This is a genomic window from Vagococcus acidifermentans, assembly GCF_003987655.1.
Lineage (GTDB): Bacteria > Bacillota > Bacilli > Lactobacillales > Vagococcaceae > Vagococcus_B > Vagococcus_B acidifermentans.
The window spans coordinates 16894-39269 of sequence record NZ_NGKC01000002.1; the positions used below are offsets into that span (position 1 = coordinate 16894).

Annotated in this window: 26 protein-coding genes and 1 tRNA gene; 13 read left to right on the top strand and 14 right to left on the bottom strand. The window is 45.3% G+C overall.

Translation table 11 applies throughout. The features are described 5' to 3' along the window. Nucleotides 1-77: 77 nt before the first annotated feature. From rsmD to CBF27_RS02270, 3 genes are read left to right on the top strand one after another with little or no spacing between them, the layout of a single operon-like run. A complete protein-coding gene (rsmD, locus tag CBF27_RS02260) occupies nt 78-632 on the top strand; it encodes a 16S rRNA (guanine(966)-N(2))-methyltransferase RsmD (protein WP_126811996.1) in 555 nt (184 codons plus the stop codon). 4 nt (nt 633-636) lie between these two features. Beyond that, nucleotides 637-1125 (top strand): pantetheine-phosphate adenylyltransferase, encoded by a 489-nt coding sequence (gene coaD, locus CBF27_RS02265; protein ID WP_126811997.1) that lies wholly within the window; start codon nt 637-639, stop codon nt 1123-1125. A gap of 12 nt (nt 1126-1137) precedes the next feature. Beyond that, nucleotides 1138-2250 (top strand): SepM family pheromone-processing serine protease, encoded by a 1113-nt coding sequence (locus CBF27_RS02270; protein WP_126811999.1) that lies wholly within the window; start codon nt 1138-1140, stop codon nt 2248-2250. Here CBF27_RS02270 and CBF27_RS02275 read toward each other — a convergent pair. Continuing rightward, nucleotides 2243-3028: a hypothetical protein gene (locus CBF27_RS02275; protein WP_126812001.1), complete on the bottom strand. Its 786-nt coding sequence runs from the start codon at nt 3026-3028 to the stop codon at nt 2243-2245. The two genes, CBF27_RS02270 and CBF27_RS02275, sit on opposite strands and share 8 nt — an antisense overlap. Continuing rightward, nucleotides 3018-3581: a sigma-70 family RNA polymerase sigma factor gene (locus CBF27_RS02280; protein ID WP_126812003.1), complete on the bottom strand. Its 564-nt coding sequence runs from the start codon at nt 3579-3581 to the stop codon at nt 3018-3020. Before CBF27_RS02280 ends, CBF27_RS02275 begins: the two co-directional genes overlap by 11 nt. A 109-nt stretch (nt 3582-3690) precedes the next feature. Between CBF27_RS02280 and CBF27_RS02285 the strand changes: the two genes are divergently transcribed. From CBF27_RS02285 to holA, 4 genes are all read left to right on the top strand, one after another. Further along, the gene (locus tag CBF27_RS02285; protein ID WP_126812005.1) at nt 3691-4332 is read left to right on the top strand and encodes a helix-hairpin-helix domain-containing protein; all 642 of its coding nucleotides are present in this window, start codon (nt 3691-3693) and stop codon (nt 4330-4332) included. A 32-nt stretch (nt 4333-4364) separates the two neighbouring features. After that, nucleotides 4365-4850 (top strand): ComE operon protein 2, encoded by a 486-nt coding sequence (locus CBF27_RS02290; RefSeq protein WP_126812007.1) that lies wholly within the window; start codon nt 4365-4367, stop codon nt 4848-4850. Further along, a complete protein-coding gene (locus CBF27_RS02295) occupies nt 4834-7182 on the top strand; it encodes a DNA internalization-related competence protein ComEC/Rec2 (protein ID WP_170174978.1) in 2349 nt (782 codons plus the stop codon). Before CBF27_RS02290 ends, CBF27_RS02295 begins: the two co-directional genes overlap by 17 nt. 66 nt (nt 7183-7248) lie before the next feature. Continuing rightward, nucleotides 7249-8271: a DNA polymerase III subunit delta gene (holA, locus tag CBF27_RS02300; RefSeq protein WP_126812011.1), complete on the top strand. Its 1023-nt coding sequence runs from the start codon at nt 7249-7251 to the stop codon at nt 8269-8271. Between the two features lie 57 nt (nt 8272-8328). Here holA and rpsT read toward each other — a convergent pair whose 3' ends face one another. From rpsT to CBF27_RS02315, 3 genes are all read right to left on the bottom strand, one after another. Next, entirely contained in the window at nt 8329-8583 is a 255-nt protein-coding gene (gene rpsT, locus CBF27_RS02305; RefSeq protein ID WP_126812013.1) for a 30S ribosomal protein S20, read from the bottom strand. A gap of 108 nt (nt 8584-8691) precedes the next feature. Further along, the gene (locus tag CBF27_RS02310) at nt 8692-9552 is read right to left on the bottom strand and encodes a DegV family protein (protein WP_126812015.1); all 861 of its coding nucleotides are present in this window, start codon (nt 9550-9552) and stop codon (nt 8692-8694) included. Continuing rightward, nucleotides 9546-10100, bottom strand: coding sequence for a DUF1836 domain-containing protein (locus CBF27_RS02315; protein WP_170174979.1), 555 nt, complete (start codon nt 10098-10100; stop codon nt 9546-9548). The genes CBF27_RS02310 and CBF27_RS02315 overlap by 7 nt, the downstream gene beginning before the upstream one ends. Before the next feature lie 128 nt (nt 10101-10228). On the opposite strand from CBF27_RS02315, the gene CBF27_RS02320 reads away from it, so the two are divergent. Then, a complete protein-coding gene (locus tag CBF27_RS02320; RefSeq protein WP_126812461.1) occupies nt 10229-11281 on the top strand; it encodes an inorganic phosphate transporter in 1053 nt (350 codons plus the stop codon). Nucleotides 11282-11293: 12 nt separating this feature from the next. Beyond that, a complete protein-coding gene (locus tag CBF27_RS02325; RefSeq protein WP_126812019.1) occupies nt 11294-11917 on the top strand; it encodes a DUF47 domain-containing protein in 624 nt (207 codons plus the stop codon). A gap of 62 nt (nt 11918-11979) precedes the next feature. Here CBF27_RS02325 and CBF27_RS02330 read toward each other — a convergent pair whose 3' ends face one another. Next, nucleotides 11980-13917 (bottom strand): heavy metal translocating P-type ATPase, encoded by a 1938-nt coding sequence (locus CBF27_RS02330; RefSeq protein ID WP_126812463.1) that lies wholly within the window; start codon nt 13915-13917, stop codon nt 11980-11982. 148 nt (nt 13918-14065) lie between these two features. Further along, nucleotides 14066-14899, bottom strand: coding sequence for an undecaprenyl-diphosphate phosphatase (locus tag CBF27_RS02335; protein WP_126812021.1), 834 nt, complete (start codon nt 14897-14899; stop codon nt 14066-14068). A gap of 175 nt (nt 14900-15074) precedes the next feature. Between CBF27_RS02335 and CBF27_RS02340 the strand changes: the two genes are divergently transcribed. Continuing rightward, a complete protein-coding gene (locus CBF27_RS02340) occupies nt 15075-15575 on the top strand; it encodes a PTS sugar transporter subunit IIA (protein ID WP_126812023.1) in 501 nt (166 codons plus the stop codon). A 48-nt stretch (nt 15576-15623) separates the two neighbouring features. Here CBF27_RS02340 and CBF27_RS02345 read toward each other — a convergent pair whose 3' ends face one another. From CBF27_RS02345 to CBF27_RS02355, 3 genes are all read right to left on the bottom strand, one after another. Then, nucleotides 15624-16238 (bottom strand): MBL fold metallo-hydrolase, encoded by a 615-nt coding sequence (locus CBF27_RS02345; protein ID WP_126812025.1) that lies wholly within the window; start codon nt 16236-16238, stop codon nt 15624-15626. A gap of 86 nt (nt 16239-16324) precedes the next feature. Beyond that, nucleotides 16325-17080, bottom strand: a complete 756-nt coding sequence (locus CBF27_RS02350; protein ID WP_126812027.1) for a MerR family transcriptional regulator — start codon at nt 17078-17080, stop codon at nt 16325-16327. A 138-nt stretch (nt 17081-17218) separates the two neighbouring features. Further along, complete coding sequence (locus tag CBF27_RS02355) at nt 17219-17401, bottom strand: hypothetical protein (protein ID WP_126812029.1); 183 nt, start codon at nt 17399-17401, stop codon at nt 17219-17221. A gap of 253 nt (nt 17402-17654) precedes the next feature. On the opposite strand from CBF27_RS02355, the gene CBF27_RS02360 reads away from it, so the two are divergent. Next, the gene (locus CBF27_RS02360) at nt 17655-18110 is read left to right on the top strand and encodes an ASCH domain-containing protein (RefSeq protein ID WP_126812031.1); all 456 of its coding nucleotides are present in this window, start codon (nt 17655-17657) and stop codon (nt 18108-18110) included. Between the two features lie 71 nt (nt 18111-18181). On the opposite strand, the gene CBF27_RS02365 is transcribed toward CBF27_RS02360, so the two are convergent. The 3 genes from CBF27_RS02365 to thpR all read right to left on the bottom strand — a co-directional run bounded on the left by CBF27_RS02365 (nt 18182) and on the right by thpR (nt 19236). Then, nucleotides 18182-18255 (bottom strand) — tRNA-Pro (locus tag CBF27_RS02365). Between the two features lie 165 nt (nt 18256-18420). Next, nucleotides 18421-18672 carry a hypothetical protein gene (locus tag CBF27_RS02370; RefSeq protein ID WP_126812033.1) on the bottom strand — a complete coding sequence of 84 codons (252 nt, stop codon included), beginning with the start codon at nt 18670-18672 and terminating at the stop codon, nt 18421-18423. Between the two features lie 36 nt (nt 18673-18708). Next, nucleotides 18709-19236, bottom strand: a complete 528-nt coding sequence (gene thpR, locus CBF27_RS02375; protein WP_126812035.1) for an RNA 2',3'-cyclic phosphodiesterase — start codon at nt 19234-19236, stop codon at nt 18709-18711. Between the two features lie 817 nt (nt 19237-20053). Between thpR and CBF27_RS02380 the strand changes: the two genes are divergently transcribed. Both CBF27_RS02380 and CBF27_RS02385 read left to right on the top strand, forming a co-directional pair. Next, complete coding sequence (locus tag CBF27_RS02380) at nt 20054-21247, top strand: glycine C-acetyltransferase (RefSeq protein WP_126812037.1); 1194 nt, start codon at nt 20054-20056, stop codon at nt 21245-21247. 27 nt (nt 21248-21274) lie between these two features. Further along, complete coding sequence (locus tag CBF27_RS02385; protein ID WP_126812039.1) at nt 21275-22234, top strand: L-threonine 3-dehydrogenase; 960 nt, start codon at nt 21275-21277, stop codon at nt 22232-22234. Here the strand turns inward: CBF27_RS02385 and CBF27_RS14470 are convergent. Then, complete coding sequence (locus tag CBF27_RS14470) at nt 22231-22365, bottom strand: hypothetical protein (protein ID WP_281273640.1); 135 nt, start codon at nt 22363-22365, stop codon at nt 22231-22233. The genes CBF27_RS02385 and CBF27_RS14470 overlap by 4 nt on opposite strands. Nucleotides 22366-22376 lie beyond the last annotated feature (11 nt).

Genomic DNA, 22376 nt, shown 5'->3' on the forward strand with positions numbered 1-22376 from the left:
GAAGAACACTTCACGCTTTTTTATTTGTGCAAAGATTGTTATAATAATGGTTAAGTTTAGTGACAGGAGCAGAAGCGATGCGTGTGATAGCAGGTAAATATAAGGGAAGAAAGCTGGTTTCTTTAAAAGGAGAGCAGACGCGCCCCACATCTGATAAAATCAAAGGGGCTTTATTTAATATGATTGGTCCGTACTTCGACGGCGGCACCGTTTTGGATTTGTACAGCGGCAGCGGGAATTTGGCAATCGAAGCGGTGTCGCGGGGCTGTGAGACGGCTTTTTGTGTCGACAATCATTATCCGGCGGTCAACGTTATCCGCGAAAATATTACGCTGACGAAAGAAAGCGGCAAGTTTCATATCATGAAATGCCATGCCGATCAGGCGCTGCAAAAACTGGCAGCGAAAAGGCAGCAGTTCGATCTGGTGTTTCTGGACCCGCCTTATGCCAAACAAACAATCGTTCCGCAAATTCAATTTATGCAGACCCATCAGCTCTTGACTGACGGGGCGCTGATTGTGTGCGAAACGGATAAAGTGGTCGCACTGCCGGATGAGCTGCCGGGGTTACGTTTGAAAAAAAGGCAGCGCTACGGCATCACCGAAATTGTGATTTATGATCAAGGAGAGTAGCAACATGGGAAAAAGAAAAGCATTATTTCCAGGCAGTTTTGACCCGTTTACGAACGGGCATCTGAATACCGTGACAAGAGCGTCACAGCTGTTTGATGAGGTGGTCGTCGGTATTTCCACCAATACCAGCAAACAGTCGCTCTTTACACCGGAAGAGAAAATTCGATTGACGGAAGAGGCTGTCGCCCATCTGAGCAATGTCAGCGTCGTATCACATCCGGAAGGACTGACGGTCGACATGGCGCATACCATCGGTGCTTCTTTTCTGATTCGCGGCATCCGCAACAGCATGGATTACGAATACGAAAAAAATATTGCGTTCATGAACCGGAAAATGGCAGAGGATATTGAAACCATCTTGCTGCTTGCTGATGACGAGTACAGCAGTATCAGCTCTACGATGATTAAAGAAATTGCGAAATTTCAGGGGGATGTCTCGCTGTTTGTGCCGGAAGGCGTAGCGCAGGCACTTGCTGAAAAATTTAACAGGTAGGCGGCGTACAGGATGAAGCAAACACAAACAAGAGCCATATTAAAACGGCTGGCAATCGGCTTGATTATTATATTGGGATTGAGTGCATGGGTACCTTTGCCGTATTTTGTGGAGGTACCGGGCACCGCCGAAAATTTGAAGCATTTTGTCACAGTGGACGGCAAACAAGACAACCATGACGGAGCCTTCATGATGACCACGGTAGCCGTCAGACGGGTGACCTGGCCGCGGCTGGTGCAGTCTTTTTTTGAACCGGGCAGCACGCTGGTCAGCCGCGAAGAGCTGATGGGCGACAACAACAGTGAAGCATACGACCGGATTCAGCAGTATTACATGACGTCCTCGCAAAACACAGCAATCAAAGTTGCCTTGGATTTGGCGGACAAACCATACCGTATTGACTACCGGGGCGTATATGTCCTGAGTATTGACGACGAATCAAATTTTAAGGAAGACTTGGCAATCGGGGATACGATTTATGCCATCGACGGCAAACCATTTCAAACATCTGAAGAGTTTATCAATTATGTCCAGTCCAAACATGTCGGAGATAAAGTCACTGTATCGTTTGAGCGGGACGGCAGACGTCAAGATGCCAAAGAAATGCTGATAAAAATGCGTGAAACAGGCAAGCCGGGCATCGGTATCGGACTGACTGACCACACTGAGATAGCTATGGATGCCGAGGTTCAATTTGATACAGAGGACATCGGCGGGCCCTCGGCAGGGCTGATGTTCACACTGGAACTATACAGCTTGCTGACGGGGCAGGACTTGCGCAACGGACAAACCATTGCCGGCACCGGGACAATTGCAGCTGACGGGTCGGTGGGTAGAATCGGCGGTGCAGACAAAAAAGTCATTGCGGCTGACCGGGCAGGTGCCACGGTCTTTTTCGCCCCGGATGACACCAAAGACCCCGAAACTAATCTGACGAACTATCAGGAGGCACAGCAGTCAGCCCGCGACAACCAGCTGGCAATCACAGTGGTTCCGGTGAATACAGTGACTGAGGCGCTGGATTATTTAAGCCAACTGAAAACGGCCGAACAAAAAAAGACTGAGATACCATTAGCGTATCCCAGTCTTTTTTGCCCTGCAGCTGCTCTAAGCACAGTCAGATGAGCTGCTGCAGATAGTCGAACATCCCGATGCCGAAAAACAGCCTCAGTATAAACATCACGACGATGAAAAGGAATAAGGCGACCAGTCCCCAACTTGCAAACTGGAGTAATTGTTTGGCCAGTTTCAGATTGCTGAAGACATAATCGAAGCGATTCGTCCGGTGGACCTCGTTGTTGATGACGATGTCCCGGAGTGCCGGGATGCTGCGGGCGGTTTCCAGAAACAGTGCGCCTTCTTTAACAGTCAGTATTTCATGGAAAATGTGATTGTCCGACTGGAAATCAAGCACGTACCATTCGGTTTGTCTGCTGGCTGCTTGCCTGACAGACTGCCAATTAAAGAAACCGGCCCGCTGTTTTTCCAGCTGAATGCCCGGCAGGCTGTCATACGGATAGCTATAGTACAAACGGTTTTCGATAAATTCAAGGATGACGAGAAAAATCATTCGTCTGTCCGTTAAAACCAACAGACGGTTTCCGCGCAAATCATTGAATTGGTCACGGTAAGCTTTGCCTTTGTCCGTTTTGACGTACATCATTCCCATCAGCCCTGTGCCGGTGAATGAGCTGTTCTCCTCATTTGTGATAGGGAAATAGGCTGCGATTGTTTCCCCCTGTTCAAGCTGATCGGCCAAGTCGTCAAGCACCTCCCGCACAATAATGTATTGTTGTGTCTGCTGGAAAAGTTCTTTTTTCTGCAGGTGGGAGAGGTCGTTTGCGGTCTCTTTTCCAGCGATGAATCTGGTGAACGATTTAAATAAATTATGTCTATTCAGCATGATTGCCAATCCCCTTTTCTTGCTGCTTTTGCCATGCTTCCCTGATTTTTTTCTTGCCCCTGTTCAACCGCGAATAAATGGTATCAGTACTGAGTTGTAAATCCTTTGCGATGTCGACACCTTTTTCCTGATAGAAAAAGTACTTCAAAAAAATCAGCTGGTCTTCAAGATTCAGCACATCAATCAACTGTAAAAATTCATCTTTGGCAAGCCACTGTTCTTCAATAAAACTGCTGTCTTCAATTTCCTCAAACGGTACCACATCCCGACGCCTGACCATTTGCCGCTTGTAATCAAGTGCTTCGCGTTTGGCAATGGTGCACACCCACGTTTTGAGCGAACTTTTGCGGTCATCAAACAAGTGGCTGTTTTTCCATATTTTGTAAAAAACATCATTCTCGACAGCGGTGATTTCGCTTGCTTCATTTGGCTTAGTCAAAATCCGCCGGATAGACTGGACAATATGATAGCCGTAAGTCTCAATCAATAATTCGAGTCCGCTAAAATCTTTTTGTGTCATCAAATCAATGATTTGTTTATCAACTTCATTCACCGCACATCAATCCCTTCTATCTATATATACGTCACAAACATAAAAAAGCTGACAGTTCATCAAAATCTTTTTTAGTTTCGTAACTTTATTATAGAGGAGGGCATGCAAAATGCACACAATTTTCCAACGTTATCAAAAATGGTTTCAAGTCGGCTTGGTAATTACGACCGTTGTCCTGCTGGTTTGTGTGGTCCTGCTCGCACGGCGACTTGCTGTCCGTGAGAAAGATGGCACAAGCCAAGAGTTTGAGACGTTGTTCAGTTCATCAGAACAGCCGGCAGAAGCAACAGCCAGCAGTCAACCTCAAGGATATGCCGACATCAAAGGTGCAGTCAAGCAGCCGGGCATGTATGCCATCTCGGAGAATATGCGGCTGATAGACATGGTGGAGAGGGCGGGCGGTTTTTTGGAAAACGCCGACACGTCACAGGTCAATTATTCGCAGCTGGTCAGCGATCAGATGGTTATTTATGTACCGGAAAAAGGCGAGCAGCTGACGTCTGCTACATTGCAGGCGGCAATGCAGGGAACAACGCCGACCAGTCAGGCAGAAAATCAAGGAAAAGTGAATATCAATACAGCAGACAGTGCCGCACTGCAGCAGTTGAACGGTATCGGGGAAAAGAAAGCGGAAAAAATCATTCAGTATCGGGAACAGCACGGTTCTTTTAAGAATATCGAAGAATTGATGGATGTTTCAGGCATCGGGGAAAAAACATTTGAAAGTTTGAAAGATTTGATTACAATATAGGTAGTGCTGTCAAGAGAAAGTGAGTTGATAATGTGAGTTTTGAACGGATTCCTTGGGACCAGTATTTCATGGGGCAAAGTATTCTGCTGGCGATGCGCAGTACTTGTACGCGTTTGGCAGTGGGAGCAACGATTGTGCGGGACAAACGCATCATAGCAGGCGGGTATAACGGCTCGGTCAGCGGCGATGTGCACTGCTGCGACGAAGGCTGCTACTTGGTCGACGGACATTGTGTGCGGACGATTCATGCGGAAATGAACGCCATTCTGCAGTGCGCAAAATTCGGCGTGGAAACAGTGGGAGCGGAAATTTATGTGACCCATTTCCCTTGCCTGCAGTGTACCAAGATGATTTTACAGGCCGGTATCAAAAAGATATACTACCTGAAAGATTACCGGAATAATGATTACGCCAGCCAGCTGATTGAACGGGTTGGCGCGAGTGTCGAACAGGTCAAACTTTCAAAAAAATATTTCGCCGAACTTCAGTTTGGCGATGACGATGAGATTCTCGACTGATTTTTCGCTCAAAGGATACCTGATTTTCCCGATGGGGACAATCGCAGCCGTTTGTGCGGTATTTTCCCGGCCGCATTGGCTGTCATGGCTGTTGTTAATTATAGTGGTGTTGAAAGTCTGCTCAACGAGGCGGAAAGAACTGATTCTTTCGGCTTTGTTTGGCGGGCTTTTTGCTTGTCTTGTTCTGGCAGTTCACGGGTTGGCAGATGACCCTAAAGAGCAGGAATTCCCGGCAAACCGCTCAGCAATGATCACTGCCCATGTGCGTCCCGACTCGATTGCCGTAACAGGCGACAGGGTTCAATTTATAATGCAGGAGCTTAACAGCGGCACGCCACTCATGGGGTATTATACTTTTCAAAATAAGCAGGAAAAGGAAAAGTGGGCCGCATGCCGCGATTGGCTGACAGTGACAGCAGCTGGAAACTACGACCGTCCGAGAGGCAGGCGCAATCTCAGCGGCTTTAATCACCGCGAGTATTTGTCTGCCAAAGGCATTCAAACGATTTTCCGGATCAACCGGATTGACAGCGCCGTGAAAAGAAATGTGCCGCCGTTTCATGTATTGGCACACAGCTATCGGCTCCGCCGCATCTGCCAGTTAGCCGTTGACAGGCATTTTCCCGAATATACCTCGGCCTATTTAAACTGCCTGCTGTTCGGATTGAAAGACGATGACTTCAAAGACATGAGTGAACAATGGGAGTTGCTGGGGATTGTCCATCTGTTCAGCTTGTCCGGCATGCACTTGTTTGTGTTTCTCAGGTTGTTCAGTTATTTGTTTTTACGCAGCGGTATCACAAAGGAAACAGTATTTTGGCTCGAATTATGTGCAATCTGCTGTTTTATGGTAATGGGCGGTGCCGGCAGCGGCTTGGTGCGTGCAGGCATCCAGACAGCCCTGCTTCGTGCCAATCGCCGCTATCAGTGGCAGCTGTCGTCCCTTGACTGTTTTGCCCTCACACTGGCGGGACATTCCCTGTGGTATCCCGACTTGCTGCTGACAGCAGGCGGACAGCTCTCGTACTTTATGACATTCTGCTTGATGATGTCCAGAGATAGTCTGGCCCACATAAAACGGCCGCTCCTCAGACAGTTTGCTTTTTCTGCAGTGATGACAGGCTGCTCGCTGCCGTTTGTCTGGCATTATTTTCATGACTGGCAAGTTTTCAGCCTGCTCTTTGGCGTGTTGTTGGCGCCGCTGGTGCTGTATGTCTTGTTCCCTCTCTTGTTAGGCGCATTCATTGTATCTTGGGTTTGGCAGGGGATAGGCGGAAGTATGCCGGTAAATGTTTTGGAAGCATCGTTACAAGCATTGCAGTCGGCAATTACGTACTTGACTCATATACTTCCTTCAAAGTTCGTTGTCGGCCGGGCGCCGCTTTTTCTGACGCTGGTGATGATTTTCTTGATTGTGTGTCTTTTGCGTGAGTGTCAGCGCAAAAGCAGGCGGCCTGTTTTGATAGCCGGTTTGTGTGCAGGTCTGCTTGCAGCCGGCAATTGGAAATATCTCTCGCCGCAAGGAATGATTGCATTTGTGGATGTTGGCCAAGGCGACGCGATTTTTATCCAGCTGCCCTTCCATCAAGGCAACTACCTCATTGATACCGGCGGCAGATTAAACTTTGAACAGGAAGCGTGGCGGCACAGCAAGAGGGAGACGTCTAATGCTGATTACACGCTGATACCTTTTTTAAAAAGCAGAGGCGTTTCGCGTCTTGAGACTGTCTTTATCACGCATGCTGATGCCGACCACTCGGGTGATTTGCAGCGGGTTGCCGAGTCCTTTCAAATCAAGACGCTCGCCTTTCCGCAAGGCGCAGCCCATGATGATGTGCTGGCACGGACGTTGTTTTCATTCCCGCAGACGACAGATTTTCAGCAGTTAAAAGCCGGAGCAACGCTTTATTTCGGGCGCTTTCCGTTCAAAGTCCTTTCGCCGCAAGACAACGGCAGCGGGGACAACAACGGTTCGCTGGTTCTTTACGGCGCTTTCAAAGACACGACTTTTTTACTGACAGGGGATATTGAAAAAGAAGTGGAAGCACAACTGATAACTGATTACCCCGGATTAACCGCCGATGTGCTCAAAGTAGCGCATCACGGCAGCGACACGTCTTCTTCCCCGGCATTTCTCGCACACATCCGGCCGCGTGAGGGCATCATTTCGGCGGGCTACCAAAACAGGCACGGTCATCCGACTCAACGGGTGCTGGCAGAGTTGCACGCAGTCGGCAGCAGCATCTACCGGACAGATGAACACGGCATGGTGTATTACACTTGGCTGGCAGGTCTTCCCGGTTTGTCTCCGCCAAAAACAGCTGCGGAATAATTTGGCAAAGAACAGCTGTGCGTGTTAGGATAGTATCAGAGATGAATAGAATGGATGAAAAAACATATGTCACTACAAAATGAACTGGCGAAAATCAGAGAAGGACAGACAGCGTCTGTTTACGTACTGCTTGGTACCGAACAGTTTTTAATCGATACATTTAAAGAAACACTAGTGGCGCAGCAGCTGAATGAAGACGACCGGGAGTTCAACGTGATATCGTTTGACATGACGGAAGTCCCTGTCAGCGAAGCGGTATTGGAGGCTGAGACACTGCCGTTTTTCGGAGAATCCAAAGTCGTTTTTATGGAAAATCCGTCATTTTTGACCGGCGAAAAAGCAAAACCCGAACCGGTACATAACTTGGACGCTCTTCTTGAATATATCCAGCAGCCTTCCCCTGAAACAACGTTAGTCATCACGGCACCCTATGAAAAACTGGATGAGCGGAAAAAACTGGTCAAACAGTTAAAAAAACAGGCAGTGCTGGTCGACGTCAACATGAAAAAGGAAAAAGATATCCGACAATACGTCAGACAGTACATCGAAAATCAAGGCTTCAGCATCACCCCCGAAGCCTTTGAACAATTTGTCTATTTATCGGACATGGATCTTTCGCGGATGATGAATGAACTGGCAAAATTGTTTTTGTACGTCGGTCAAAACGGGAAAATCACCAAGGATGTCGTGGATGGTTTGATACCGAAAACACTGGAACATAACGTGTTTGATTTAGTCAGCAATGTCATGAAGCAGGACAAAGAGGCGGCCATGCGGCTCTATCAGGATTTACTGCTGCTCGGCGAAGAACCAATCAAATTAAACGCTATCCTGATTAGTCAATTCCGCTTGCTGACTCAAGTTAAAACGCTGATGTCCATGAGTTATAATCAGAGCCATATTGTGGATGTCCTGAAAATCCATCCTTATCGTGTCAAACTAGCAATGCAGCAAGTCAGAGGACTGGACTTGGCGCTGCTGGGGAGCATCTACGACGAACTCGTTGAGAATGACTACCGTATTAAAACGGGTCAGATGGACAAGCAGCTGGTCTTTGAGTTGTTTCTATTGAAAGACCACCAGCTGTAAACCAAATAAAAAAACTTGATGAATGAAGTAGTATTACTTCTGTTCATCAAGTTTTTATTAGTTTGCCAATTTTTTTGCGAGGCGTGATTTTTCACGGTTCGCTTTGTTTTGATGGATCAAACCTTTTGCAGATACAACATCGATTCCTTTAATGGCGGAACGGAACAGTTCCTCCACATTATCAGCTTTTGCTTCAACAGCTTTTTCATATTTTTTCACAGCAGTACGCATTTTGCTGACTTGCTGGGAGTTTTCAAGGCGTGACTTTTCATTTGTGCGGACACGCTTGATTGCCGATTCAATATTTGGCATCTCTTTCACCTCCGACCTAAGATATTATACTTGAGTAATCAAATATAATTCAACAGTCTCATTATACAGAAATGAGCAGTGCTTTGCAATTAAAAATTACCCCTGTGCTTAATCTTTTAATAACGACACAGCGATGCCCAAAACCCCCGGGCCGGTATGAACGCCTAAGGCAGGACTGACTTCATCGAAGAAAAACTGATTGATATTCGGAAACGTGCTGCGGACGTGTTCTGCCAGCTGTTTTGCTTCCTCCAAGTCATTGCCGTACGCGACAGCCATATTATAAGACGTACTGGTACCGATTGTTTCTTTGACGATTTGAACCATCTTGTCGATGCTTTTGCGTCTGCCGCGGGCCCGGCTGACCGTGTAGTAAATGCCGTCGTCGTTACAAGAAATAATCGGATTGATATTAAACGCTGTCCCGACGATTGATGTGACCAGACCGATACGTCCGCCTTTTTTCAAGTATTCCAGTGTTGGGATACTGAAAAAGACGTCTGAACGTGCGACTTGTTTTTGAAGGATCGGGACGATGTCATCAAACGGCATGCCGCTGTCAATCAATTCTTTAGCATACGCCGCCTGCAGTCCGCCTCCGATACCGATGCTTTTTGTGTCCAGCACGAAAGAACGCAGCTGCGGGTAATCTTTCAACATCATATTCAGTACATTGTGCGTCCCGCTTAGCCCGCTTGAAATGGTGCCGACAATCAGTTCGTTGTATCCGTCAGCAATGATTTGTTTGATGATTTTTTCAATCATTTCACCTGACGGAAGGGAAGTGGAAGGGATGTCCCTTCCCAACCGGGCATAAATCTCGGCAGAGGTGATGTCGACTTTATCTGTGTAAGTCCGCTCCTTGTAGATAATCTGCAAAGGAATGACATAAGTACCTTCTTTTTCAAGTATTGATTTAGGGACGTCCATCCCCGAGTCAACCAGCAATGCAATTTGTGTTTTCATGATGATCTCTCTCCGTCGTCAGTTTTTTGCTGCAGCAGTGCCTGCAGTTCTTTTTCTGTTATCAGCTTGGCAACCAGCGTAGTACAAGCCATTTGAATAGGGGTGAAGTCGCTGCGCAAGTCTTCCAGCTGAATTTCTTCATCTCTGCTTCCGATAAAGAAGTGGATGGTCTGTTCAATGTGCTCACAAAAATAGTTGTAAGCTGTTTTAGAATCGCTCAATGATACTTGGAATTCAATCCCCGCCTTGATGGACGGGATGTCAAATACCTGTTTTAAAATAGTGATAACAATCAGTCTGGCCAGTTGGGTCCGGCAATACTTTTTCTTCTGCGGCGCTGGAATCAATTTTAGTTTGACGTAATTATTCACCATGGACGGCGTGATGATTTTGGTGTCGCCGGAATCGACCCGCAAAGTAGCCGTATAGCGCTCGACCAAAGTGACCAGCTGGTCCATGTAAATGTCAATATCGGGCAAATCATCCCAGCGCGGCAGACTGGTCAGTAAAAGTGTTTTTTTCCAGTCTGATTGATTAGAGGCAGTTGCCATAAACATAATCTCCTTAATTCTTTAATCTAGTTATCAAAACTATATCATATTATTTCTGATATTACAAAAATTTCTTATGGAATCTTCAAAAAGATGATTTTTTTAGGTGCATTTATGTTATGATGATAATGTTTGGTAATAAAGATAGGATAGGGTGGGATTTTGTGAGTATTTCGTTGGTTATCACGGTGGTACTGGTCCTCGGTGTCATTTTTGTAAACGGTTGGACAGACGCGCCAAATGCCATAGCGACAGCTATTTCAACGAGGGTTTTACGCCCTAAATTTGCCATTTGGATGGCAGTATTCATGAATTTTCTCGGTGCGTTGGTGATGACGCTTTTTAACGCGCAAGTCGCCGAAACAATCAGCAATATGGTCCGATTTGAAGGTGCCGGCAATTCCGCGCAAGTTGCTCTTTGCGCTTCGTTGTTTGCCATCGTCGTCTGGGCGACGGCTGCCTGGTATTTTGGGATTCCCACAAGCGAGAGCCACGCATTGATAGCCGGACTGACCGGTTCTGCCATGACGCTCGGCGGGCTGGATGCGGTAAATATGTCCGAATGGAGCAAAGTGTTAATTGGTCTTGTTTTATCGACAGTTTTTGGTTTTCTGGGCGGATACCTGGTAACCAAACTGGTTGAAATAATATTTAGAAATGTGGAACGGCGGAAAGCCAACAAGATGTTTACTGCAGGACAGGCATTTGGCGCTGCTGCGAATGCCTTTCTTCACGGTGCACAGGATGGTCAGAAGTTTATGGGTGTTTTCATGCTGGGCTTGTCCTACAATGGCATTGTGGAACGCAGTGCGTCCGGCAATTTTACTATCCCGATTTGGGTCATGATGGTGTGCTCCCTAGTCATGGGCTTCGGCACCTCTGTCGGCGGGATGCGCATTATCAAATCAGTCGGGATGGATATGGTGAAACTTGAAACATATCAAGGATTTTCAGCTGATTTAAGTGCGGCAATCTGTCTCTTGACAGCTTCCATGGCCGGTATCCCCGTTTCAACGACACATACAAAAACTACCGCCATCATGGGGGTCGGCGCAGCTAAGCGGATTTCCAGTGTCAACTGGCAAATTGTCAAAGAGATGATTCTCGCTTGGGTCTTGACTTTCCCGGGATGCGGCGCCATTGCCTATTTTATGGCAAAACTGTTTGTAGCAATATTTTAGGAGGAACAAGTAATGGCTAGAAAAAAAGGATTCGACTATTTTGATGCGATGCTTGAGCTGGCAGTGATAACTGAAGAAGCCGCTCTGGCACTGAAAACCATCGTGATGAACTATGACTGGGAAACCGTCGGCCAACAAGCTGAGGAGATCCGCGGGCTGGAAAAAGCGGGCGATGAAAAAGTAGATGAAATCATGACAGAGTTGCACCGCTCCTTTATTACCCCTATCGAACGAGAAGACATTGCGATGATTACCGACTGTATTGATGATGTACTGGACGGCATCAATGCCATTCCGTTTTTGCTGAAAAATTTTGTCGTGACGGCTATGCGTCCGAAAACAGAGGAAATGGTCCAGCATATTTATGAGGCGTCTCAGGGGTTGCGGGTAGTCGTAGAAGAATTTCCCAAGTTTAAAAATTCGAAAACACTGGGGCAGATGATTGTAAAAGTCAATGATATCGAAGAGCAGGGCGACCATTTATACGGCTGCTTGATTCTTGATTTGTTTTCAAACGAAAAAGATGTGCTGGAAGTTGTAAAATGGAAAAACGTTTACGAGAAGCTCGAAAAAATCATCGACCAGTGCGAAACAACGGTGGATATGATCGCTGCCCTCGTCATTAAAAACAGTTAAATAAGCAAACAAATAGGGAAGGTTCTTGCGTGTGAGGCAGGAACCTTCCCTGTTTGTTTATGTTAAGCATAGGTAGATGAATGACGGGCTTTTTCGATTTCACTGTCTGTAGGCTGTGCTGATTCATGCTTTAAAGGGATATTTTTCAGCATCCTCAGACCATTGAGGATGACCAGAATGGTGCTGCCCTCGTGACCGATCACACCCAATGGCAAATTGATGATTTTGAAAAAGTTCGACAAAATCAGCAGGACGATAACCGACAGTGAGAAAACAATGTTTTGCGTAATAATGCGTTTCAGTTTTAATGACAGCTGGTGGCTCATTTGGAGTTTATGCAAGTCATTTTTGATTAATACGACATCGGAAACGTCTATCGCAACATCTGTTCCTTGCCCCATAGCCACACCGATGGAGGCATTGGCAAGCGCAGGTGCGTCATTGATGCCGTCGCCGACCATCGCATTTGTCCCCAGTGTCTTTTTCTGTTCAAGGATGAATGCGGCCTTGTCTTCCGGCAAATGGCTGGCATGTACTTCGTCAACATCGAGTATCTTGGCGATGGCCAGAGCAGTTTTTTCATGGTCTCCGGTCAGCATCACCGTCTGGATGCCTTCTTGTTTAAAGTAGCGAATGGTGTCGACAGCTTCTTGCTTCGGCATGTCGAGCAGTGCAAAGTAAGCGGCAATGTCATCGTTTTTAGAAATGTAAACAACGGTTTTGCCTTCAGCCTGAAATCTTCGGGTATCCTCAGCAATTTTTTCGCTGAGCGGCTTATTCGTGACAAAAGATTCTTTACCGATTTTCCAGATGGTCTCGCCTTCTGTTCCCTGCATCCCAAAACCTGAGATTTCTTCGACTATCAGTTGCTCAGGGCGTTTCATGCCGTGGGAATTGTATTTTGCCACTAGTGCCTGAGCTAGCGGGTGTGTGCTTGTTCCTTCGATGGCTGTCACAATATTTTGAGTGTGTGCGTCATCGAAACCGGGAACGAACACATCGTCTGTGACGACCGGTTTTCCTTCTGTCAGTGTGCCGGTTTTATCAAAGTTGACCGCTTTTAAATCTGCCAGCGCCTCAAGAAAAATGCCGCCTTTAAACAGCACCTGATTGCGCGCCCCGTTTGAAATAGCTGCCAGTGTTGCCGGCGTTGCCGAAGCGACCAGCGCACACGGCGAGGCCACCACTAAAAGGACCATGCCGCGGTAAAAGCTTTCGTTCCACGTCCAGTTCAAAAAGAAGTAAGGAATGAAAATCATCAGCGGTACAGCAACAAGCACCACTTTCACATACTTGTTTTCAAAATCTTTCAGGAAGCTGGCCGTTTTTGACGGCGTGTTCTGTGCTTCATTGACCAGACGGATAATCTTACTGAAAAGGGTGTCCTTTGCTTCTTTTGTAACGGTCATTGTAAAGGAGTTGCCAAGATTATTGGTACTGGCAAACAGATTGTCAGCCGTTGTTTTTTCGACTGGCAATGACTCGCCGGTAATCGCCGCTTCATTTAAAGTGGCGTATTGGTCCAGCAGTGTGCCGTCAATCGGCACGTTCGCGCCTTTAGGAACCAGCAGTTTGTCGCCGATTTTTAATGATTCCACCGGCACTTCTTTTGTTTGACCGTTGTCAAGCATCAGTTGTGCTGTTTCCGGCTGGATTTCCATCAAGCTCTCGATTTCTTTTTTACTTTTACTCGTAGTGTACTCTTCCAGGGCACCGCTGGTTGAGAAAATAAACGTCAGCATGATTCCTTCAAAGTAGTATTGAATCGTACAAGCCCCGATTGCTGCCAGCGCCATCAGCAGGTCCACATTCAAATGCTTATTCTCAATGGTATCGATAATTCCTTCTTTTGTTTGTTGATAGCCGCCGATAATCATACCGATGATATAGATCGCAGGATAATACGCAAAGCCGCTTTTCTCTAGAATCAGCCCGCCCACCATCATAACACCACAAGTGATTGCTGCTAACATTACTTTTTGTTGTTTAATAAATGTCATCATAGTTCCCAACCTCCTCATAATGCATTATAGCATAAAATGTTACAGATTAGAATAATTATAATCTAAACGATAATGATAGTTGTTATCAATGATAATTATTCTAATTAAGAAGGCCGCGGGCAAAAAAAAAAGAGCAGTTATGCTCTTAATTTGTGATTACCCAATAGCCGATTAAAATGGCTCCCAAAATGATTCGGTACCAGCCGAATACTTTGAAGTCATGGGATTTGATGTAAGACATCAGGAATTTAATGACTACGATTGATACGAAGAATGCAACTAGACAGCCAATCAGCAGCAGCACGATTTCAGTCTGCCCAAAAGAATTGCCGTCTCTGATAAATTTGAATACTTTCAATCCGCTGGCACCGAACATCACAGGGATGCCAAGGAAAAATGTAAATTCAGCTGCGACAAAGCGGGAACAGCCGATTATAATCGCACCGATGATGGTTGCGCCGGAGCGTGACGTCCCCGGCATCAAAGACAAGACTTGGAACAGCCCGATAATCAACGCCGTTTGATAGGTCAACTCATTTAAGGTGCTGATTTTCGGTGTTTTGCCTTTGTTGTGGTTTTCAACAATGATAAAGAGAACACCGAACAAAATCAGCATAATCGCAACGGGGATGAACTTATGAAAATGTTCTTCCAGAAAGTCGTCGAACGGCAGGCCAATCACAATCGCCGGAATACAGGCAACCACGACTTTGAACCAGAGCGACCAGGTTTCGTTTTTCTCAAGCGCCGTCTTGGAGAGCGCAAAGGGATTTAATTTACGGAAATAAATGACAACAACAGCCATGATGGCACCCAGCTGGATGACAACGTTGAACATTTCTTTAAACGCATCACTGGCGCTCAGCTGAATGAATTCATCGACTAAAATCAAGTGGCCCGTACTGCTGATCGGCAGCCATTCCGTGATTCCTTCTACAATGCCTAAAAAGATAACTTTTAATATATTGATAATATCCATTGTTCAATCCTTTCCTTTGTTTGATAGAAATAATCGGATATGACTAGTATACATGAAAAGTCAGTTTTTCCAACAAAATATTAAATTCTTATAATATAATTTGTATATCCCCCTTTTCCTTTTTTTGTGGTAGTATTATAGACATGTATAGAAACTAAGGTTGGGAGAGAGTGCAATGTTTGGTTTTTTGAAAAAGAAAAAAGAAGCGAAAGTTTTCAATAATAATCTGTATGCAGTCGCAACGGGTGAGATTATACCGATTGACAAAGTCAGCGACCCGGTATTTTCTCAAAAAATGATGGGAGATGGTTTTGCCGTCATTCCGACATCCGGCGACATTCACGCGCCTGTATCCGGGAAAGTATTGAGTATTTTTCCGACGAAACATGCGCTGGGACTGAAAATGGACAACGGACTGGAAGTGCTGCTGCACATGGGTGTGGATACAGTGGAGCTGAACGGGGCGCCGTTCAACATTTTAGTCAGCGAAGGGGACACCATCAGCGCTGAAACAGTTGTTGCCAAGGTTGATTTGGACGCACTGAAAGCATCTGATAAACACAATGACATGATTGTCGTCATTACCAATATGGATGCATTAGCCGAGTATACTCTGACAAAAACCGGCGTAGTAGCTGCCGGCGAAGTTGTCGGGCAGGCAACGGCCAAAGCATAATGAATAAAACCTGTTAACATAAAATCGTGTGTTAACAGGTTTTATTGTTTAATTAAAAAATGGATTGGTCCGTTTCTCTTTGCCGATGGTTGTCGGGTTGCGGTGTCCCGGATAGGCAATCATCTCTTCCGGCAATGTCAATAGTTGTGTGCGGACGCTGTTCAGTAGTGTTTGTGTGTCGCCAAATGGCAAATCTGTCCGCCCGATGCTGCCGGCGAACAAAGCATCACCGGTAATGACAAACTCATCGAAAACGAAACTGACGCCTCCCGGTGAATGCCCGGGCGTTGCCACAACCTTGAAGGTCATGCCGCCGAGTGTGTAGCTCTTTAATTCAAATTCATATTCGGCCGGCTGGCAGATGATTTGTTTCGGTCCGTAGATGGACAAGTTCAGCTCCGGATTTTGCAGCCAATCCTGTTCATAAGGACTGACATACACAGGAATATCATACGTATTGCGAGCCTCTTCCAATGCACCGATGTGGTCGTGGTGCGTGTGTGTCAGCAAAATAGCGACGGGTTTCTTGCCAGTATCCGCCACCGCTTGTTTGATTAAATTAAATTCATCTCCCGGGTCAACAATCAGCAGGTGTTCGTCATTATAAATGAGGTAGCAATTTTCCTCAATCACTCCTGTGACTATCTGTTTTACATAACTCATGTGCAATCAGCTCCTTCTTACGTTTTATTATAGCTGATGCATACGACTTTGCAAAAAGAAAAAGTGCGGCATTCAGACTGAGTCGGCTAACTTGCGTAAAAAGTAATGATTTTCTGCAGTTTTTCTGTGGCACCTTTTCCGGCGCGGGAATCGTAGTAGTCCGTAAACTCTTCAGACGCCGCATACATTGCTGCGATACCTTGATGTTTTTCCGGCGAGTAATCTCCCCATGCTGCTGTCAGCCATTTTTTATGCAGCAAAAAGATGTTTTCAGCTTCTTCAGAAGGCAGCTGGCTGATATCTAAGGCTGCCAGCAGAGCCAACAGTTCGGCTTCAGTTTTTAAATGGTCTTGATAGGCTGCTTCTGTCATGTTCAAAAATGCGGCATTGGCTTTGTCCGCCGCTTTGTCACCGTAGTCTGAGCGGATCTGCCGGCCGTAAGCTGCTTCGTTCTTTGCCACCATTTCTTGTTTGAAGGCATCAAATTTTTCTGTTTGCGTCATTGTAATCTCTCCTTTATGTGCGGCTATCGTTTTTTCTACCGTCTTTATCAGCCGATTCAGCCGATTGCGCTTGGCGACGAGTGCCGCGTGATGGCTTGCAAGCATAGTCAGCAAATCGGAGTCCGGCTGTGACAGTATTTGGCGAATTGTATCAAGAGGTACCTCCAATTCCCGGAAGAAAAGAATCTGCTGCAGCATATCTACTTCTTTTTCGCCATAAATGCGGTATCCTGATGAATTGACGGTCATTGGATGGAGCAGACCGATCTGGTCATAATACCGCAATGTCCGGCTGGTGACACCTGCCAGTTCGGCCAGCTGTTTGACTGTATAGGTCATGTTTTTTCTCCTCCTTTTTACTGACACCTTCACTATAAAGGATGACGCAAGGTCAAGGTCAAGCGGGCAAATCAAATTTATGCCGTCTTTTTTTGTGTGTATATTATCATATCAAAAAAAACTCACTAAAAGTGAGTTTTATTGCGCACGGCTCAATGGGACGATTCGTTTCAATTCAATTTCTCTTGCAGCAATCAGTTGCTTCAATTCCTGCAAGTCATTCAGAGTGCATCTGTTGCTGATGAACTGGCGGGAACGGTAACGGTCGCTCCGGTACTTGTCAGAACAGCGGGCTTCCAAATCTTGATAGTTTTCAGTCATAAGTATGACTCCTTCGTATTTGATTTTCGAAAGACATAAATCTAATGATCACTATTCTTTCGTAAAAATAGTTTACACTAATAGACATCCGGAACGCTAATTATTTGATAGCGAGCAGCGGATTTTTTATAAAAAACACCGTTTATTAAACAAGCGGTTGCTTGATCAGCTTTTTAATCATTGACAGAGTATTGTATTTGCCGTGTCAGTCTGCTATATTAAATTGACATAAAAAGGCAAAGGAAGGCAGGCAGTGACTCAAAAAACAGATAAGTTTTGGCAGGAATTTTTGGTGGAAACTAACCGCCAAAGTGATACAGTGTACTACGAAGCATTTTATTTCGGCAGTAACGAACAATCTGCTAACGAATTGCTCGAACTGGTTTTAAAAGGTCGGAAAAAGGCCACCGCTTCCAGTGTACAAGCATATGCGCTCGCAAACGAACCGTTTCCGGAAATAGGGGAGTTGTCCATCGTGACTGACTGGCAGGGGAACCCGTATTGTGTGATTCAAACCACCAATGTAACCAGAATGGCATTTAAAGACATGACCTATGACATGTGCAAACGAGAAGGGGAAGACAAAAATCTGGCGTCGTGGCAAAAAAACCATATATCTTTTTTTAAAGATGAAGGCAGTCGGGTCGGATACGAGTTTTCATGGGATATGGAGATTATATTTGAGGATTTCGAAGTGATTTATCAATAATTGAAGAAACATACAAAAAAGTAGTGTTTGCCGTTGACGGCCGACACTACTTTTTTTTTGCAATAAAAAAATCGGGAAGACAGGATTTGAACCTGCGACCTCTTAGTCCCGAACCAAGCGCTCTACCAAGCTGAGCCACTTCCCGATATCTATATTATAGCACAAAAAGATAAAATTGCACTCAAAATTTATCAAAAAACATGTTTAGATGACGAAAGAAAATCTGAAATATACACTTATGCTTTCATTAGGCGATTACCTTTTAAAAAAAAAACGAAAAAAGACTCCGAAGAGTCAGTCAACCGCCAGATCAGTTTTCCTTATATATGTTCAAGCCTTGTCTTAAACTGAGATAAAAAGAAATGATAGTGATAATTGTCATCGGTACAGAGTTTATCAAGCGTCTGCCGGTGTAGCTGCTGTCGAAGTAGAAGTCGTTTTTATCTGGAAAAATCAGATAGCCGATGGCATCCCAAATGATTTGGAGATTGATTAAGCAGACGACAAAAGAAATGATGGCAAGAATCAACCAGAACACAACGACAAAATTTGTTTTTTTCATGTTGCATACCTCCCTGATGTTGGTGTTAGGTGCATTTTACGGTGTTTTTCGAAATATTTCTGTATAAGTTGTTTTCCCGGCTATGTTGGCAGAATGAATCAAACTGATTGACGTTATGACGGTTGAAAAACCGGTTGTTAAAAGGTCGCATGGTAATACAGCTTCTTCTGTTAGGACATGTCTGGCCAGAGTCACATGAGGGGTGAAGGCCGTCTTGTTTACCAGCAGTTCTCTTTGAACCAGCTGGGAAACCAAATGTGCCCTTAAACTATTTAATGTGTCATGTTCTGCTGTGCCCAGCCACCAAATATCCCCGCTTTTACGCTGGAAACGGCCGACATGGTCAAAGAGCAGTTTCATTGGTGAAAAATCTGTCTCAGCTATCACCTTTTTGACAGGGGACAGCTGCTGTTTGTCAATCTCTCCTAAAAAAACGAGTGTCAGGTGAAATTGTTCCGGAGGGACAGGTGACACGCGGGTTGCGCGCTGGATGAGTCGCTGCTGCACCGTGTGAATTTTTTTACGGGTCTCTTGATTAAACGTGATGGCGATAAATAAACGCATGCTTTCACTCCTCGTCTGAGCCAAGTTATAACGGTTTATTCGGCTGCTTCTTATCCAGTAGTATAACAGAATTTAGATAAACTGACAGTTAAATTGAATGGAGAGTAGCAGCATTCAGATTGCTGATCTGTTGCTTAATCCATATTCCGTGTCATTCGCAATTGCAATGGCTTCTTTCTCAGGTTTAACAGTTCGCTGGCTGGGCATATCATTCGTGACATCAGTGAAACAAGGTTTCCTTATAGTGGTACATAAAAATTATACGTTAAAAAAAAGATTTTGCAACAAACCATAAAAAAATTTTTTGGCAATAAAAAAAATATCGTGGACTTCTTCATGATTATTGCTGCTTCAGACAAGAAAAAGCTGCCATTTACACGTAAAATGAGAGAACTCTCGTTATAAAGTGTGAAAACAGCGATAATTTTATCATCTGAACACCGCAAACTCACTAATGAACAGTCAAAAGTTTATTTAGAAAAAAATATCAAAAGATAATTTTTTCGATTCGATTCGGCGAAGTATGATGATTAATTCACGTGCTGTTACTATAAACTTCAAATGTAAAGGCAGTTAAATCCCCCGTTTTAAAATGAGAAAAAAAACTTGAAACATCTGTTTTGTTAGTTATTTATTAGATTTCTCCATAACGGATTGAAAGCGCTAAAATGATTGTTTAAAATTTTTATATAAGGGTTTTCATTTGGTTATTGCAGCGGAATGAATATCGTATAAATAACATTTTGTTTTTGAACAATCAACGACAGATGTTTTTTAATAAATTAGTTATCCATTATTTTTATAAGGGGGGAACATCATGGCTTCAAAAAAACTGCAACAGTTTCTTCAGACAAATTTGGAAGATTTGGCACAACGAGGTCTGCTGACAACAATTGATGTGATTGATGGGGGGAATGGTCCGGAAATCACCATTGACGGCAAAAAGCTCATTAATATGGCGTCAAATAATTATTTGGGGTTTGCCGGCAGACAAGACATGATTGAGGCGGAAATCAATGCGGCGCAGACATACGGAGTTGGTGCGGGAGCTGTCCGGACGATTAACGGCACACTGGCGGTGCATCGTGAACTGGAACAAAAAATAGCCGAGTTCAAAGGGACCGAAGATGCCATTGCGTTTCAGTCCGGGTTTAACTGTAACATGGGCGCCATTTCTGCTGTTATGAAAAAAGGGGACGCGATACTATCCGATGAATTGAATCACGCCTCCATTATCGACGGCTGCCGATTGTCAGGTGCGAAAATCATTCGCGTCAAACATCAGGATATGACAGATTTGGAAGCGAAGGCGAAAGAGGCAGTCGACAGCGGCTTGTATGACAAAATCATGTATATCACTGACGGCGTCTTTTCGATGGACGGCGATGTTGCACACATTCCGGAAATTGTGGCGATTGCCGAAAGATACAATCTGATTACGTACGTTGATGATGCGCACGGTTCTGGTGTGATGGGTAAAGGTGCAGGGACGGTGAAACACTTTGGCATGCAGGATAAAATCGATTTTCAAATGGGGACGTTGTCTAAAGCAATCGGTGTTGTCGGCGGTTACGTAGCGGGGTCAAAAGAATTGATTGCATGGATGAAATCGCAAGCGCGTCCGTTCTTATTTTCGACGTCGCTTACGCCGGGTGCAGCTGCAGCCAGTATCAAAGCCATTGAATTGATGCAGGAGCATCCTGAATATGTCCAGCAGTTGTGGGAAAAAGCCGACTACTTCAAAACGGAATTGAAAAAAATCGGGTATGACATCGGTGTGTCAGAAACTCCGATTACGCCGGTGATCGTCGGTGACGAGAACTTGGCACAAACTTTTTCGAAGAAACTGATTGAAAATGGTGTTTACGCCAAGCCGATTGTTTTTCCGACAGTACCGTTAGGCACAGGGCGTGTGCGTAATATGCCGACGGCAGGTCACAGCAAGGAAATGCTGGATAGAGCAGTTGCTGTTTACGAAAAAGTCGGCAAAGATTTGGGGATTATTCATTAACAATAGTTAAGAAGGGAAGATAAGCAGATGAAAAAAGTATTAGTTACCGGCTGTCTAGGTCAAATCGGTTCAGAATTGGTGGCACGTCTCAGAGAGGACCTTGGAATTGAAAATGTCATTGCTACAGATATTCGCCGGCCTGAAGGAGATCCGACAGTTGAAGGCGGTATGTTTGAAGTGCTGGATGTTATGGACCGTGAGGCGATGAATCACTTGGCACAGTCCTATGAAGTGGATACATTGATTCATTTGGCTGCTTTGCTGTCGGCAGTGGCAGAAGCAAAACCGCAAATGGGCTGGGAGCTGAACATGGGCGGCTTGGTCAATGCCCTCGAAGTTGCCAGAGAAAACAACCTGAAATTCTTTACACCAAGCTCAATCGGTGCGTTTGGTCCAAACACACCGAAGGACAATACACCACAAGATACCATACAGCGCCCGACAACGATGTACGGAGTAACTAAAGTAGCAGGTGAATTGTTGTGTGATTACTATTATACGAAGTTCGGCGTGGATACACGCGGTGTCCGCTTCCCGGGACTGATTTCCTATAAAACACTGCCGGGCGGGGGAACGACCGATTACGCAGTGGATATTTATTACGAGGCTATCAAAAACAAGACGTATGAGTGCTTTATCAAAGAAGGCACGGCGATGGACATGATGTACATGCCTGATGCCATTGACGCGATTGTCCAATTGATGAACGCAGACCCGGAGAAGCTGATTCACCGCAATGCATTTAATATATCGGCGATGTCGTTTGAACCGGAGGAAATAAAAAAATCGATTCAAAAAGTCATGCCGGAATTTACCATGTCCTACAATGTCGACCCGGTCCGTCAAGGCATCGCCGATTCCTGGCCGAATGCCATTGACTCCACCTGTGCAAAAGAAGAATGGGGCTTTGCGCCAAAATATGACTTGGACGCTATGACCAGGGACATGCTTGCCAAATTGACAGAAAAACTCATGGCAACCATTTAATCGCAGCAGCGCTTGTTTGACACACCATGTTTCAGCCAGCATCCGGAAAATACATCCGGATGCCGGCTGTGCTCTGTTTGTTGTAGGGAAAGATTGATAAAAGATGCGCTGAGCCGAAGTGTTTCACGCATACAAGGAGGAA

What these genes read in the sequence shown, in the direction of transcription:
- CBF27_RS02270 (WP_126811999.1), top strand. Translation starts at nt 1,138, where the DNA reads ATGAAGCAAACACAAACAAGAGCCATATTAAAACGGCTGGCAATCGGC.
- CBF27_RS02355 (WP_126812029.1), bottom strand. Translation starts at nt 17,401, where the DNA reads ATGACTGAAAACTATCAAGATTTGGAAGCCCGCTGTTCTGACAAGTAC.
- CBF27_RS02325 (WP_126812019.1), top strand. Translation starts at nt 11,294, where the DNA reads ATGGCTAGAAAAAAAGGATTCGACTATTTTGATGCGATGCTTGAGCTG.
- coaD (WP_126811997.1), top strand. Translation starts at nt 637, where the DNA reads ATGGGAAAAAGAAAAGCATTATTTCCAGGCAGTTTTGACCCGTTTACG.
- CBF27_RS02285 (WP_126812005.1), top strand. Translation starts at nt 3,691, where the DNA reads ATGCACACAATTTTCCAACGTTATCAAAAATGGTTTCAAGTCGGCTTG.
- CBF27_RS14470 (WP_281273640.1), bottom strand. Translation starts at nt 22,365, where the DNA reads ATGCGTGAAACACTTCGGCTCAGCGCATCTTTTATCAATCTTTCCCTA.
- rsmD (WP_126811996.1), top strand. Translation starts at nt 78, where the DNA reads ATGCGTGTGATAGCAGGTAAATATAAGGGAAGAAAGCTGGTTTCTTTA.
- CBF27_RS02370 (WP_126812033.1), bottom strand. Translation starts at nt 18,672, where the DNA reads ATGAAAAAAACAAATTTTGTCGTTGTGTTCTGGTTGATTCTTGCCATC.
- CBF27_RS02340 (WP_126812023.1), top strand. Translation starts at nt 15,075, where the DNA reads ATGTTTGGTTTTTTGAAAAAGAAAAAAGAAGCGAAAGTTTTCAATAAT.
- CBF27_RS02380 (WP_126812037.1), top strand. Translation starts at nt 20,054, where the DNA reads ATGGCTTCAAAAAAACTGCAACAGTTTCTTCAGACAAATTTGGAAGAT.
- CBF27_RS02320 (WP_126812461.1), top strand. Translation starts at nt 10,229, where the DNA reads ATGTTTGGTAATAAAGATAGGATAGGGTGGGATTTTGTGAGTATTTCG.
- CBF27_RS02275 (WP_126812001.1), bottom strand. Translation starts at nt 3,028, where the DNA reads ATGCTGAATAGACATAATTTATTTAAATCGTTCACCAGATTCATCGCT.
- CBF27_RS02315 (WP_170174979.1), bottom strand. Translation starts at nt 10,100, where the DNA reads ATGGCAACTGCCTCTAATCAATCAGACTGGAAAAAAACACTTTTACTG.
- rpsT (WP_126812013.1), bottom strand. Translation starts at nt 8,583, where the DNA reads ATGCCAAATATTGAATCGGCAATCAAGCGTGTCCGCACAAATGAAAAG.
- CBF27_RS02350 (WP_126812027.1), bottom strand. Translation starts at nt 17,080, where the DNA reads ATGACCTATACAGTCAAACAGCTGGCCGAACTGGCAGGTGTCACCAGC.
- CBF27_RS02345 (WP_126812025.1), bottom strand. Translation starts at nt 16,238, where the DNA reads ATGAGTTATGTAAAACAGATAGTCACAGGAGTGATTGAGGAAAATTGC.
- CBF27_RS02330 (WP_126812463.1), bottom strand. Translation starts at nt 13,917, where the DNA reads ATGACATTTATTAAACAACAAAAAGTAATGTTAGCAGCAATCACTTGT.
- CBF27_RS02335 (WP_126812021.1), bottom strand. Translation starts at nt 14,899, where the DNA reads ATGGATATTATCAATATATTAAAAGTTATCTTTTTAGGCATTGTAGAA.
- CBF27_RS02295 (WP_170174978.1), top strand. Translation starts at nt 4,834, where the DNA reads ATGAGATTCTCGACTGATTTTTCGCTCAAAGGATACCTGATTTTCCCG.
- thpR (WP_126812035.1), bottom strand. Translation starts at nt 19,236, where the DNA reads ATGCGTTTATTTATCGCCATCACGTTTAATCAAGAGACCCGTAAAAAA.
- holA (WP_126812011.1), top strand. Translation starts at nt 7,249, where the DNA reads ATGTCACTACAAAATGAACTGGCGAAAATCAGAGAAGGACAGACAGCG.
- CBF27_RS02385 (WP_126812039.1), top strand. Translation starts at nt 21,275, where the DNA reads ATGAAAAAAGTATTAGTTACCGGCTGTCTAGGTCAAATCGGTTCAGAA.